Raw genomic sequence first — 12869 nt, forward strand, 5'->3', positions numbered from 1 at the left:
GTCCAACAGCCACCCCGCCACCCCTATTCCGGTGTTCCGGTGTTCCGGTATCCCGCACCCGCGCCGGGACGCCGCTCAGCCGGTGAGCGGGACGGCGTCCATGTACGCGTTGGACGGCTTGGCCACCGTCGTCACCGCGCGCGCGTCCACCGCCACGACCGCCGACGGCGTCCCCAGCGTCCCGCCCGGATGCCAGGTGCCGTCCACGGTCACCCAGGTGTCGGTCTTCGGCGCCGCCACCCCGTACACCCGCACCTTCAGCGTGGTCGAGTCCGCCGCACAGCAGCTGATGACGATCCGGGTGAGGTACCAGCCGCCCCCGTCCGCGGACGTCACGAACCCGGTCATCCGCAGCGTGCGCCCCCTGATCGCCCGCGAGCGGTCCTGCTGCACCCGTTGGGTGAACCCGGTGAGCGTGATCGGCAGCGGCGAGGCCCGCGGCAGCGGATCGAAGTCGTCCTCCTGCACGGCGACGGCCTTGGCGGGCTCCCTCGACGCGGTGTACGAGCCGAGGGCGGGCGGCGCGTAGAACAGCAGGCTGAGGACGGGCAGGAACAGCAGCCACGCCACCCGCGGCACCCTCGAGTGGTCGTGCTCGTGAGCGTCCGCGGGGGCGGGGCCGCCGTGATCGTCACCGTGGGCGTGTCCGCCGTCGTGGCGACGGCCGGGCCGGGCCTCCGCCGCCGCCAGGCCGATCAGCAGCACCCCCGAGACGATCAGCAGCGGCCGCATGCCCTCCTTCACGAACCGCAGGTACTCGTCCGTGAGGAGCGAGGTGCGCAGCAGTCCCAGCCCCGCCAGCGCCAGCAGCCCCACCTGCGCGAACCGTCTCACAGCAACACCCCTCCGACCACCGCGCTGCACACCACCGCGACCACCGCCGTGGCCGCCGAGAAGCGCACCGCGAAGGCCCGCCCGAACGTCCCCGCCTGCAACGCGATCAGCTTCAGGTCGACCATCGGGCCCACCACCATGAACGCCAGCCGCGCCACCGGCGAGAACCCGCTGAGCGACGCCGCCACGAACGCGTCCGCCTCGCTGCACACGGCCAGCACGATCGCCAGGGCCGCCAGGAACAGCACCGACAGCCACGGCGAACCGGAGAACGTGTCCAGCACCGACCTCGGCACCGCCACGTTGAAGGTCGCCGCCGCCATCGCCCCCACCACCAGAAAGCCCCCGGCGTGCAGGAAGTCGTGCTGGAAGCCGCGCCGGAACTCCGTCCAGCGGCTGTGCCCCGGACGGTGCCCGGAGTGCCGGACCGCCGGGCGCAGCCACTCCTGGCGGCCCAGCCACAGCCACAGCCAGCCCATCGCCGCCGCCGTCACCAGCGAGGCCGCGAGCCGGGCCAGCACCATCTCCGGGCTGCCCGGGAACGCCACCGCGGTCGCCGTCAGCACCACCGGGTTCACCGCGGGCGCGGACAGCAGGAACGCGAACGCCGCCGCCGGGGTCACCCCGCGCCCGATCAGACTGCTCGCCACCGGCACCGACGCGCACTCGCACCCCGGCAGCACCACCCCGGCCAGCCCCGCCACCGGCACCGCCAGCGCCGCCCGCCTCGGCAGCAGCCGGCTGAAGACACTCGCCGGCACGAACGCGTTGATCGCCCCCGACAGCGCCGTGCCCAGCAGCAGGAACGGCAGCGCCTGCACGGTCACCGCCAGACACACCGTCCGCCACGCCTGGACCGCGGGCTCCTCCAGCGTCCGCCCGACGAGCACCAGCACCGCGCCCGGCACCAGCGCCGCGCCCAGCAGCACCAGCGGCCAGTGCCGCGGCAGCCCGCCCGGCCCACCGGCGCCCCGCATCCGCTCGCCCGCCTGCTCGCCCGCCGGCCCGCCCGCCACCGCGGACGGGCGTGCCGCCGGTATCTCCGTGTCCCGCATCCGCCCCTAGACCCGGCCCTTCCGCAACCGCACTGCCTGCTCCGCGCCGAACTCCACCGTCCGCCGCATGTGCCGGACGATCACGGCGAGTTCGGCGTCCGCGAGATCCTCGAAGAGCGGCATCCAGTCGCCGCCCAGCCGCTCCCACATCCGCGTGAACTCCGCGGTCCGCTCCGGCACCGTCGCCACCAGCACCCGCCGCCGGTCCCCCGCGTCCCGCTCCCGGACCACATAGCCCGCCTTCTCCAGCCGGTCCACCAGCCGGGTCGCCGACCCGGTGGTCAGCCCCGTCAGCTCGGCGACCCGGCCCGTCGTCACCGGTCCGGGCTCCAGAACCAGCAGGTTCAGGCACTGCAGGTCCGTGGGATGCAGCCCGAGACGGTCCGCGAGCGCCTGGTTGAACAGGGCGTAGGCGGCCATGTACCGGCGGGAGACCACGGACAGCTCGTCCAGCAGCCGCGACCGCGCGTTCCCGGACATCACACCCCTTCATGGCGCCTGTGCCGACGCCGCCCGCGCATCGTACGACGCACCGGCGGGACGAAGGCCAGAACGAGACGAAGGTCAGAAGGCGTAGGCGTCCCCGGTGTCCAGCACCAGCACCTGCCGCCGGTCGTTGGACCGGTTGCGGTCCACCGCCCCGCCGCCCCACACCGTGTCCACGTCCATCGTCACCTCGGCCGGCCGTCCCCGCAGCCGCACCCCCAGCGCGATCCGCTCCCCCGGGCTGTCGGCTGCCAGCGCTCCCGTCCGGCACACCACCTCCTGCCGCCCCGTCCGCGCACATCCCGCCGCGAGCCGCTGCGCCCCCGCCGCCAACGGCGCCGACCACCGCAGCCGCACGGTCGAGTCGGGGACGTCCCCGGGCCCGTGGTTGCGCGGAGTCAGCAGCACGTCGACCCGGCCGCCCGCCAGGACGGCCGACCCGTGATAGGCCAGGTCGGCCTCGGTCGGCTCCCCCGCGGCCTGCGCCGGCGAGGCCACGGCCCCCGCCGCCAGCAGCACGCCGCCCCACACCGCGAAACCCCGCGATCCCCGCATGCCATCACTCCTCGGTCAGTAACCGCCAGGCCCCCGTGCAGGGGATGTATCCCACGGCCACCGCCTCCCGAGCGCCCTCCATCAGGTGACAGCCGCCGAGGAGACCGCGGGCGCCACCGAGCACCGTCCCCTCGTCCGGCTCCGCGCCCACAGGGCGAGACCGCCGGCCGGACCGCCACCCCGCCCGCCTATCCTGACGGCACCGACCCGCCCCGTCCGAGGAGCAGCACATGGCCACCGCCGCACCGTCCGCCGCCTCCCGCATCGCCGTCGTCACCGGTGCGAGCAGCGGGATCGGCGCCGCGACCGCCCGGCAGCTCGCCGCGGCCGGTTACCGGGTCGTCCTCACGGCCCGCCGCAAGGACCGCGTCGAGGCCCTCGCCGAGGAGATCACGCGGGCCGGCGGCTCGGCGGCCGCCTACCAGCTGGACGTCACCGACCGGGCCGCGGTCGACGAGTTCGCGACGGCCTTCAAGACGATCGGCGTGCTGGTGAACAACGCGGGCGGCGCGCTCGGCGCCGACCCCGTCGCCACCGGCGACCCCGCCGACTGGCGCACCATGTACGAGACGAACGTCCTCGGCACCCTCAACGTCACCCAGGCCCTCCTGCCCAAGCTCGACGCGAGCGGCGACGGCGTGGTGGTCGTCGTCTCCTCCACCGCGGGCCACGGCACGTACGAGGGCGGCGCGGGCTATGTCGCCGCCAAGCACGGCGCGCACGTCCTGGCCGAGACGCTCCGCCTGGAGATCGTCGGCCGCCCGGTCCGGGTCGTCGAGATCGCCCCCGGCATGGTCAGGACGGAGGAGTTCGCCCTCACCCGCTTCGGCGGCGACGAGGAGCGGGCGGCCAAGGTCTACGAAGGCGTCGCCGAACCCCTCACGGCCTCCGACGTCGCCGAGACCATCGTCTGGGCCGTCACCCGCCCCAGCCACGTCAACGTCGACCTCCTCGTCCTGCGCCCCCGCGCCCAGGCGTCGAACACCAAGGTCCACCGCGAACGCTGAGGGACGGCGGGCGCCGGAATACGGCGGCGGACGGCGGCGGCGCAGACTTCTGACTTCTGACTGCTGACTGCTGACTGCTGACTGCTGACCGCGGGAGACGGCCGGCTACGGCCCCTTGCAGTCCGGATCGTCGACGACGGCCGCGTTCGCCGGGATGATCACGACCTCGCCGTCCCCGCCGTCGCCCTCCACGTGAACGTTCCGGGTCGTCGCGTAGCCCCGCTTCCCCGGCCCGACGCACTTCGTGGCGAGGTTGCCGAACCCGTCGGGGAAGTTGTACACCTCGGCCGGCGTGTCGTCCCCCTCGCGCCCCGCGACCGGGGCGTCGGCCTTCCCCCGCTCGTCGTAGTACTCCTGCGAACACCCGCAGAGCAGGACGGCCAGGGCGAGCACGACCCCGGCCGCCGTCAGCCGCCGCACGACTTGTCCTCGACGATCTGCACGTTGGACGGGCCCGTCGCATTGGTCGTCACATACGCCCGGAACCCGTGCCCGACGCACTTGGTGGCCAGGTTCCCGAACCCGTCGGGCATGTTGAACACCTCTGCGGGCGTGTCGTCCCCCGCCTTGCCCTGCACGGGGGCGTCCCCCTTGCCCCGCTCGTCGTTGTACTCGTCGGAACAGCCGGCCAGCGCGCCGACGGCCAGCAGCATCAGCCCCGCGCTCCAGACAGCCGCCCGGACCCCCACACGCCCACGATCCATCGCAGACCCCCGTTGCTTCCGTGTCTTCGTGTCCCCTTGCCCGTGTCCCCGCGTCCGGTCCTCGCACCGCCGTTCGAGCGCGGCCGGCCGCTCAGCTGAAGACAGCGCGACGGCCCGCACGGTTCCACCGCCCGCGCCCCGCCTCCTCCCCCGCACGCTCCCCCTACCCTCCTCTCCCCTCCCCTCCTCCGAGGTCCCGGCCGTGTCCTCTAAGGTCCTGGTCGTGGACAGACACATACCGTTCGAGACCCTGCACAACTTCCGCGACCTGGGCGGATACCCGGCCGGGACCGGGCTCCGGGTCCGGCCGGGTCTGCTGTTCCGCTCGGACTCCCTCGGCCGGCTGCGGCCGGGCACCCCCGACTGGGACCGCTTCCTCGCCCTGGGCATCGGCACGGTCGTCGACCTGCGTCATCCCTGGGAGGCGGAGGCCGCGGGCCGCGTCCCGCGGCACGACTCCTTCGCCTACCACAACCTCAGCATCGAGCACCGTCCCTACGACCAGGCCGCAGCGGCACCCGACGTGGACCCCGGCCCCTTCCTCAGCGCCCGCTACCTGGAAGTGGCCGAGGACGGCGTCGAGGAGATCGCGGCGGCGCTGCGTCTGGTGGCCGAGGCGCGGGACGGCCTGGTGTTCCACTGCGCCTCCGGCAAGGACCGCACCGGCCAGCTCGCCGCCCTGGTCCTCGCCCTCCTCGGCGTCCCGGACGAGACGATCGTCGAGGACTACACCCTGACGGAACTGGCGAGCCGGGCCCTGCTGGAAGACTGGCGGGCCCGCAACGACGGCCGCACCCCCCTCTGGCCGGGCTTCGGCCGCGCGCCCGAGGCGGTGATGCGCCTGTTCCTCCAGGCCCTGCGCGACCGCCACGGCTCCGTCGAGGCGTACGTGACGCACGCCCTGGGCCTCGACGCGCAGGCCCTGTCCGCCGCCCTGCGCGACCGGCTCCTGGAACCCCTCCCCACCGCCTGGCCCGACCCGGTCCACCGCAGGGCCGCCCCCGAGGACGCCCCGCTCCTGGTCCGGCTGCGCGACACGGCCGCCCTGTGGCAGCTGGCCCGGGGCATCGACCAGTGGCGGCCCGGCGAGAAGGACGAGGCCCACTTCGTGGACCGGATGCGCGAGGGAGAGGTCTGGCTGACGCACACGGGCAGTGGCACGGCTCCGGTCGGCGCCTTCGAACTGTGGTGGGACGACCCGGCGGCCTGGGGCCCCCGCCCGCCGGACGCCGGCTACATCCACCGCCTGATGACGGTCCCCCACACCGCCCCGCCCGGCACGGGCCGCGGGATGCTGGCACACGCCGAGTCCCGCATCGCCGCCGCCGGCCGCCCCTACGCCCGCCTGGACTGCCTCTCCTCCAACCCCCGCCTGCGCGCCTACTACGAGGCGGCGGGCTACACGGTCGTCGGCGAACAACGCGCGAAGGACGGCGGCTCGGGCAGCCCGTACGCGGTGACGCTGCTGGAGAAACGCCTCGGCTGAACACGCGCGGACGCGCCCCCGGTCGCCGGCGGCGCGTCAGCCCGTCGGCCCGTCAGCCCTTCACGCAGACGACCTGCTTCAGCTTCGCCACGACCTGCACGAGATCCCGCTGCTGGTCCATCACCTGGTCGATGTTCTTGTAGGCGCCGGGGATCTCGTCCACCACACCGGAGTCCTTGCGGCACTCGACACCCCGCGTCTGGTCCTCCAGGTCCTTCGTCGAGAAACGACGCTTGGCGGCGGTGCGGCTCATGCGCCGGCCCGCGCCGTGCGAGGCCGAGTTGAACGCCTTCTCGTTGCCGAGGCCCTTGACGATGTAGGAGCCCGTGCCCATCGAGCCCGGGATGATGCCGTACTCGCCGGAGCCCGCCCGGATCGCGCCCTTGCGGGTGACGAGCAGGTCCATGCCGTCGTAGCGCTCCTCGGCCACATAGTTGTGGTGCGCGCTGATCTCCTGCTCGAAGACCGGCTTCGCCTTCCTGAACTCCTTGCGGACCACGTCCTTCAGGAGCGCCATCATCAGCGTGCGGTTGTACCGCGCGTACTCCTGCGCCCAGAACAGGTCGTTGCGGTAGGCCGCCATCTGCGGGGTGTCCGCGACGAAGACGGCGAGGTCGCGGTCGACCAGACCCTGGTTGTGCGGCAGCTTCTGCGCCACCCCGATGTGGAACTCGGCGAGTTCCTTGCCGATGTTGCGGGAGCCGGAATGCAGCATCAGCCACACGGAACCGGCCGTGTCCGTGCAGACCTCGACGAAGTGGTTCCCGCCCCCGAGCGTTCCCATCTGCTTCGCGGCGCGTTCGCCACGGAACCTGACCGCTTCGGCGATCCCGTCGAACCGCCCCCAGAAGTCGTCCCACCCACCGGTGGCCAGGCCATGGACGCGGCCCGGTTCGACCGGGCTGTCGTGCATGCCCCGGCCCACCGGGATCGCCTGCTCGATCTTCGAGCGCAGCCGGGACAGGTCGCCGGGCAGGTCGTTCGCGGTCAGCGACGTCTTGACCGCCGACATCCCGCACCCGATGTCGACCCCCACCGCCGCGGGGCACACCGCGCCCCGCATCGCGATGACCGAGCCGACCGTCGCGCCCTTGCCGTAGTGGACGTCCGGCATGACCGCGAGGCCCTTGATCCACGGCAGGGTCGCGACGTTGCGCAGCTGCTGGAGCGCCCCCTCCTCGACCGACCCCGGGTCGGCCCACATGCGGATGGGCACCTTCGCGCCCGGCATCTCCACGTACGACATAACGCCCTCATTCCCCCGGAAAACCTACAGAAGTGTCAAGCCGCAAAACCGGCGCCAAGGCAGCCCAAAAAGGACAACGGACCGGCGTCCTCGGTGTCGCGTGCGATACACATTGTCTGCGGGGGCCGCCCCCGCCGGGCAAGCGAATAACCAGCGCGGACACCGGCCCGAAGATCCCGAAGTGACCGTCGAGAGGAGCCGACCGTGCAGCGGAAGGCGTACGTACCCGGCGTCGTGGCGCTCCTCGCCGCGCTGGTGGCCGGCTGCACCGGCGGTCCGGACGACGGCGCTTCGACGGACGACTCCAATCCGGGCGAGGCCGGCACGACGTCCGCGGCCGCCCAGCCCGGCCGCTACACCACACTGCCGGAGGCGTGCAGCGTGGTGAGCCGGTCCACGCTCGACTCGCTCCTGCCCGGCGTCAAGCAGCTCCCCGACGAGCCGCAGCGCGAGGCGGCCTACGCGGGCGAGGCGACGCTGACGTACGACACGGACCGCAAGGTCGGCTGCCGCTGGAAGGTGGAGTCCGCGGACGCCACCGACCATCTCCTCGTCGACTTCGAGCGGGTCGTCTCCTACGACAACGCGGTGAGCGACGACTCGCAGGCCGAGGCGCTGTTCGCCAGGAAGGTGACGGCGGCCGACCTGCCGGCGCCGGCCGTGTCGCCGAGCGGATCCGCGAGCGGCGCCGCCTCCTCCGCGGCGGGCGCGGGTGCGCCGTCGTCACCGTCGGGCGCCCCCTCCGCGGCGGCCTCGTCCTCCCGCGCGGCCGCGGGAAAGCCGTCCGCCTCAGCCTCTCCCTCGGCCTCCTCGACCGTGACGCCGGCCGATCTGCAGCCCCGGCTCCTGGACGATCTGGGCGACGAGGCGTTCGTCGACGACGCGCTCGGCGGCTCCGGTTCGACGGCCGAACAGCGGACGGTGACTGTGGCGTTCCGCACGTCCAACGTCATCGTGACCATCGAGTACGAGGAGCAGCCGGCGACCGTCGGCGTGACGCCGGACAGCGAGGAAATGCAGGACAAGGCCCGGAAACTGGCCGCGCAACTGGTCGACTCCCTGTCCGCCTGAGGCCACTTCGGCGCCTTCCGTGCCCGGTCCGCGAAGGCTCGGAAGCGGAACCGCACAGCTTCTTCACCGCGTACCGTGGCCCCTCGGACCCGATCCGACCGCAGGAACCACGAGCGTCATGAGTGAAGGAACCATGCAGCGACGAGCCCAGCGAGACGGCCAGTTTGACCAGCGTGAGCAGCGTGACGAGCGAGCGAGGCGTGCCGGGGGCCTGAACCGCCTCCTCGCCGCGGCGGTCGCCGTCCCGGTGATGCTGATCGCCGCGGGCTGCTCCTCGGACTCCGGTTCCGACTCCGGCTCCGGTGACAAGGCGCAGGACGCGGCCGCCACCGGCGGCTCGGGCGCCGACCCGGTGGCGAGCGCGACGCCGACCGTGCAGGCGGCCGCCTACAAGACGCTGCCGGAGCCGTGCGCGGTGCTGTCCAAGAAGACGCTGACCGAGCTGGTGCCGAAGGCATCCGGCAAGAAGGGCACGTCGAGCGACACGGACGAGCGGGCGAGCTGCTCCTGGTCGAGCCTGGTCAACAACGGGGTGAAGGGGTCGCAGTTCCGCTGGCTGAACGTGTCGTTGCTGCGGTTCGAGTCGGACGCGGCCACGGGCGACGGCGAGTCGCAGGCGAAGACGTACTACGCGAAGCAGGTCAAGGACGCGCAGGCGGTGACCGGCGCGAAGAACACGAAGGCGACCCCGGCCGCGGACACGGGCGACGAGGCGACGCTGGTCCGCTACGACCTGAAGAAGGCGGAAGGCGCGTTCCGGCAGCAGACGATCGTCGCACGCGTGGAGAACGTCGTGATCACGCTGGACTACAACGGCGCCGGCCTGGCGGGCGACAAAACGCCCACCGCGGACGCTCTGACGAAGGGCGCGGAGAAGGCCGCCAAGGAGACGGTGGCCGCGGTGCGGTCCGCCAACGGCTCGGGCGACGGCGGCAGTTCGGAATCCGGCTCGGGCACGGCCCCCTCGAAGTCCCCCACGCCGACGGGCAAGGCGAAGCCGTCCGCCGCGGCGTCGGCGTCCGCCTCGCCGGCCCCTTCGGCGTCGGCGTCCAAGGCTGCCGCGGCGGCACCGAAGGCGTCCGCGTCCGCGAAGAGCTGACGGTCCGGCACAGCGTGAGCCGCACACATGTGCCACCCTGTTGCGCGCAAGAACACGCAAGGGGAGGGGAGTACGGGTGGCCGAGCGAATACAGCTGACCCGGACGCACCGCGTTCTCATCGGCGTGGTCGTGACCGGCGCCGTGATCATCGCCGGCATCGGCTTCGCCGGTTCGTACGCGGCCGTCCGGGAGCTGGCCATCGAGAAGGGCTTCGGGAACTTCTCCTACGTGTTCCCGATCGGCATCGACGCGGGCATCTGCGTCCTGCTGGCCCTGGACCTGCTGCTGACGTGGATCCGCATCCCCTTCCCGCTGCTGCGGCAGACGGCGTGGCTGCTGACGGCCGCGACGATCGCCTTCAACGGCGCGGCGGCCTGGCCGGACCCGCTGGGCACGGGCATGCACGCGGTGATCCCGATCCTGTTCGTGGTGGCCGTCGAGGCGGCCCGGCACGCGATCGGCCGGATCGCCGACATCACGGCGGACAAGCACATGGAGGGCGTGCGCATCACGCGCTGGCTGCTCTCGCCGGTGCCCACGTTCCTGCTGTGGCGCCGGATGAAGCTGTGGGAGCTGCGCTCGTACGACCAGGTGATCAAGCTGGAGCAGGAACGTCTCGTCTACCAGGCCAGGCTGCGCTCGCGGTTCGGCCGGGCGTGGCGTCGCAAGGCTCCGGTGGAGTCGCTGATGCCGCTGCGGCTGGCCCGTTACGGGGTCCCGCTGGCGGAGACGGCCCCGGCGGGGCTGGCGGCGGCGGGCATCGAACCGGCCCTGCTGCCGCCCATGCCGATGCAGGCACAGGTCCAGTCGCAGTCGCAGGGCCCGGCCCTGGCGCCCCAGCAGGAGCTCCAGGAGCTGGCGGCGGCTCCGGCGCGCGGGCAGGAACGGCAGCCCGGGCTTCAGACCCAGGGGCAGCAGGGGCAGCAGGGGATGCGGCCGGCGCAGCAGGTCCCGCAGGCCCAGCAGCAGCCCGAGCCCCCGGAGGACGACCAGAACCCGTGGTTCCAGTCGCCGCACGAGGTCCAGTACCAGGGCGGCTACGACCCCACCTACGACCCCTCGGAGCAGTACGCCCAGTGGTACGAGGAGCAGCAGCAGGCCGAGCAGTACGCGGACCAGTACCAGGAGGAGCCCCCGGCGCAGGAGCCGTCGCCGGAGGAGACCGGTTCGTTCCCCATCCCGGTGGTGCCGGGGCGCAGCCGTGAGCTGGGCGAGGGCGGCGGCAGCCCGGAGCCGACCGAGGACGACTACTACCTGGTCTTCAAGAAGTCGATCGACGGCAGTTACCCCACCTCGGGTCAGCTGAGGAACGACGTGGAGGCGACATGGGGTGTGATCCTCCCGCAGCGTGAGGCCGACCGGATGGTCAACCGCTTCACCAACCGCCACACGGCGGAACTCCAGGACGACCACATCGCCTGACCGGCACGCAGGCGCGTGCAGCAGGCGTGTGAAGCAGGCGTGTGAAGCAGGCGTGTGAAGCAGGCGTGTGAAAGGGGCCCCCGCACCGGGTCGGTGTGGGGGCCCCTTTCCGTTCGTCCCGTCTACTCCCCGAGCAGAACCCGTACCCGGTCCTGTCCCACGGCGAGCAGCAGCGTGGGCAGGCGCGGGCCGGTGTCGCGGCCGACGAGCAGGTGGTAGAGCAGGGCGAAGAACGTCCGCTGGGCGGTCTTGATCTCCGGCGGCAGCTCCTTGGGCGTGGCGTCGGCGGAGAATCCCGCCTGCACCTTGGGCACGCCGTAGACGAGGTGCGTCAGCCCGTCGAGCGACCAGTGTTCGGCGAGTCCGTCGAGCAGCAGGCGCAGGGACTGCTGGGAGGCCTCGTCGAGGGACTTCAGCAGTTCGGCGTCCGGCTCCTCGCGCACGACGGTGCGCTGGTCGGCGGGGACGTGGTTGTTGATCCAGGCCTCGGCCTTGTCGTACCGGGGCCGGGCCTCGTCCAGCGTGGTGATCGGGTTGCCGGGGTCGAGTTCGCCGAGGATGCGCAGCGCCTGTTCGGCCTGCCCGGCGGTGATGTCGGCGACGGAGGCGAGGGTGCGGTACGGCAGCGGCCGCGGGGTGCGCGGGAGGTCGCCGCCGGCCGTGCCCACGGCGCGGGAGTGCGCGGCGACGTCGGCCGGGAGGGCGCTGCCGTCGGCGACCTTGGCGTCCAGCTTGTCCCACTCGTCGTAGAGCCGCTGGATCTCCTGGTCGAAGGCGATCTTGAAGGACTGGTTGGGGCGGCGGCGGGCGTAGAGCCAGCGCAGGATCTGCGGCTCCATGATCTTCAGCGCGTCGCCGGGGGTGGGCACCCCGCCCTTGGACGAGGACATCTTCGCCATGCCGCTGATGCCGACGAAGGCGTACATCGGCCCGATGGGCTGCTTGCCGCCGAAGATGCCGACGATCTGCCCGCCGACCTGGAAGCTGGAGCCGGGGGACGAGTGGTCCACGCCGGACGGCTCGAAGACGACGCCCTCGTACGCCCAGCGCATCGGCCAGTCGACCTTCCAGACCAGCTTGCCGCGGTTGAACTCGTTCAGCCGGACGGTCTCGGCGAAGCCGCACGCGGTGCAGGTGTAGGACAGCTCGGTGGTGTCGTCGACGTAGGCGGTGACCGTGGTGAGGTCCTTCTCGCAGTTGCCGCAGTAGGGCTTGTACGGGAAGTAGCCGGCGCTGCCGGAGGAGCCGTCGTCCTCGGCGGCCGCGCCCGAGCCCTCGGCGGCCTCCAGCTCGGCCTCGTCGAGCGGCTTCTGCTGCTGCTTCTTCGCCGGGGCCTTCTTGGTGCGGTACTGGTCGAGGATCGCGTCGATGTCACCGCGGTGCCGGACGGCGTGCAGGATCTGCTCGCGGTAGACGCCGGAGGTGTACTGCGCGGTCTGGCTGATGCCGTCGAACTCCACGCCCAGCTCGGCCAGCGACTCGACCATCGCGGCCTTGAAGTGCTCGGCCCAGTTCGGGTACGCCGAGCCGTGCGGGGCCGGGACGGACGTCAGCGGCTTGCCGATGTGCTCGGCCCAGGACTTGTCGACGCCGGCGATGCCCTCGGGGACCTTGCGGTAGCGGTCGTAGTCGTCCCAGGAGATCAGGTGACGGACCTGGCGGCCGCGGCGGCGGATCTCGTCGGCGACGAGGTGCGGGGTCATGACCTCGCGCAGGTTGCCGAGGTGGATGGGGCCGGACGGGGACAGCCCGGACGCGACGACCACAGGTTTGCCCGGGGCCCGGCGCTCCGACTCCTCGATGACCTCGTCCGCGAAACGGGAGACCCAGTCGGTGGTCTCGGTGCTCTGCCCCACGATCGGCACGTCCTCTTGTTCTGAAGGCTTCCGGGTTTGAAGTGCGC

General features: G+C 72.6%; 13 protein-coding genes. 5 read left to right on the top strand and 8 right to left on the bottom strand.

Annotation, left to right across the window (positions count from 1 at the left end; translation table 11 throughout):
* Positions 1 to 75: 75 nt before the first annotated feature.
* The 4 genes from ACGFSH_RS10480 to ACGFSH_RS10495 all read right to left on the bottom strand — a co-directional run bounded on the left by ACGFSH_RS10480 (position 76) and on the right by ACGFSH_RS10495 (position 2930).
* Positions 76 to 834, bottom strand: coding sequence for a TIGR03943 family putative permease subunit (locus tag ACGFSH_RS10480; protein WP_393346856.1), 759 nt, complete (start codon positions 832 to 834; stop codon positions 76 to 78).
* Complete coding sequence (locus tag ACGFSH_RS10485; RefSeq protein WP_393346858.1) at positions 831 to 1889, bottom strand: permease; 1059 nt, start codon at positions 1887 to 1889, stop codon at positions 831 to 833. Before ACGFSH_RS10485 ends, ACGFSH_RS10480 begins: the two co-directional genes overlap by 4 nt.
* A 6-nt stretch (positions 1890 to 1895) precedes the next feature.
* The gene (locus ACGFSH_RS10490) at positions 1896 to 2369 is read right to left on the bottom strand and encodes a MarR family winged helix-turn-helix transcriptional regulator (RefSeq protein ID WP_393346860.1); all 474 of its coding nucleotides are present in this window, start codon (positions 2367 to 2369) and stop codon (positions 1896 to 1898) included.
* A gap of 84 nt (positions 2370 to 2453) precedes the next feature.
* The gene (locus ACGFSH_RS10495) at positions 2454 to 2930 is read right to left on the bottom strand and encodes a hypothetical protein (protein ID WP_393346862.1); all 477 of its coding nucleotides are present in this window, start codon (positions 2928 to 2930) and stop codon (positions 2454 to 2456) included.
* A 230-nt stretch (positions 2931 to 3160) separates the two neighbouring features.
* Here ACGFSH_RS10495 and ACGFSH_RS10500 point away from each other — a divergent pair, with 230 nt between their 5' ends.
* Positions 3161 to 3937, top strand: a complete 777-nt coding sequence (locus ACGFSH_RS10500) for an SDR family NAD(P)-dependent oxidoreductase (protein WP_393346864.1) — start codon at positions 3161 to 3163, stop codon at positions 3935 to 3937.
* A gap of 105 nt (positions 3938 to 4042) precedes the next feature.
* Here ACGFSH_RS10500 and ACGFSH_RS10505 read toward each other — a convergent pair whose 3' ends face one another.
* Entirely contained in the window at positions 4043 to 4357 is a 315-nt protein-coding gene (locus tag ACGFSH_RS10505; RefSeq protein ID WP_393346866.1) for a hypothetical protein, read from the bottom strand.
* On the bottom strand, positions 4345 to 4641 hold the full coding sequence (locus ACGFSH_RS10510; protein WP_393346868.1) for a hypothetical protein: 297 nt from the start codon (positions 4639 to 4641) through the stop codon (positions 4345 to 4347). The genes ACGFSH_RS10505 and ACGFSH_RS10510 overlap by 13 nt, the downstream gene beginning before the upstream one ends.
* 223 nt (positions 4642 to 4864) lie before the next feature.
* Between ACGFSH_RS10510 and ACGFSH_RS10515 the strand changes: the two genes are divergently transcribed.
* Entirely contained in the window at positions 4865 to 6127 is a 1263-nt protein-coding gene (locus tag ACGFSH_RS10515; RefSeq protein WP_393346870.1) for a tyrosine-protein phosphatase, read from the top strand.
* A 52-nt stretch (positions 6128 to 6179) separates the two neighbouring features.
* Here ACGFSH_RS10515 and ACGFSH_RS10520 read toward each other — a convergent pair whose 3' ends face one another.
* Positions 6180 to 7373, bottom strand: coding sequence for an RtcB family protein (locus ACGFSH_RS10520; RefSeq protein ID WP_393346872.1), 1194 nt, complete (start codon positions 7371 to 7373; stop codon positions 6180 to 6182).
* 204 nt (positions 7374 to 7577) lie between these two features.
* Between ACGFSH_RS10520 and ACGFSH_RS10525 the strand changes: the two genes are divergently transcribed.
* The 3 genes from ACGFSH_RS10525 (at position 7578) to ACGFSH_RS10535 (ending at position 10966) form a co-directional block, all read left to right on the top strand.
* On the top strand, positions 7578 to 8444 hold the full coding sequence (locus tag ACGFSH_RS10525; protein ID WP_393346873.1) for a DUF3558 domain-containing protein: 867 nt from the start codon (positions 7578 to 7580) through the stop codon (positions 8442 to 8444).
* A gap of 118 nt (positions 8445 to 8562) precedes the next feature.
* A complete protein-coding gene (locus ACGFSH_RS10530) occupies positions 8563 to 9543 on the top strand; it encodes a DUF3558 domain-containing protein (RefSeq protein WP_393346875.1) in 981 nt (326 codons plus the stop codon).
* Between the two features lie 76 nt (positions 9544 to 9619).
* Positions 9620 to 10966 carry a DUF2637 domain-containing protein gene (locus tag ACGFSH_RS10535; protein WP_393346876.1) on the top strand — a complete coding sequence of 449 codons (1347 nt, stop codon included), beginning with the start codon at positions 9620 to 9622 and terminating at the stop codon, positions 10964 to 10966.
* A 122-nt stretch (positions 10967 to 11088) separates the two neighbouring features.
* On the opposite strand, the gene lysS is transcribed toward ACGFSH_RS10535, so the two are convergent.
* Positions 11089 to 12831, bottom strand: a complete 1743-nt coding sequence (gene lysS, locus ACGFSH_RS10540; RefSeq protein ID WP_393346878.1) for a lysine--tRNA ligase — start codon at positions 12829 to 12831, stop codon at positions 11089 to 11091.
* Positions 12832 to 12869: the final 38 nt, after the last annotated feature.

The sequence above is a fragment of the Streptomyces sp. NPDC048481 genome (genome assembly GCF_043200075.1).
Classification (GTDB): Bacteria; Actinomycetota; Actinomycetes; order Streptomycetales; family Streptomycetaceae; genus Streptomyces.

What these genes read in the sequence shown, in the direction of transcription:
- ACGFSH_RS10495 (WP_393346862.1), bottom strand. Translation starts at nt 2,930, where the DNA reads ATGCGGGGATCGCGGGGTTTCGCGGTGTGGGGCGGCGTGCTGCTGGCG.
- ACGFSH_RS10490 (WP_393346860.1), bottom strand. Translation starts at nt 2,369, where the DNA reads ATGTCCGGGAACGCGCGGTCGCGGCTGCTGGACGAGCTGTCCGTGGTC.
- ACGFSH_RS10485 (WP_393346858.1), bottom strand. Translation starts at nt 1,889, where the DNA reads ATGCGGGACACGGAGATACCGGCGGCACGCCCGTCCGCGGTGGCGGGC.
- ACGFSH_RS10510 (WP_393346868.1), bottom strand. Translation starts at nt 4,641, where the DNA reads ATGGATCGTGGGCGTGTGGGGGTCCGGGCGGCTGTCTGGAGCGCGGGG.
- ACGFSH_RS10500 (WP_393346864.1), top strand. Translation starts at nt 3,161, where the DNA reads ATGGCCACCGCCGCACCGTCCGCCGCCTCCCGCATCGCCGTCGTCACC.
- ACGFSH_RS10520 (WP_393346872.1), bottom strand. Translation starts at nt 7,373, where the DNA reads ATGTCGTACGTGGAGATGCCGGGCGCGAAGGTGCCCATCCGCATGTGG.
- ACGFSH_RS10530 (WP_393346875.1), top strand. Translation starts at nt 8,563, where the DNA reads ATGAGTGAAGGAACCATGCAGCGACGAGCCCAGCGAGACGGCCAGTTT.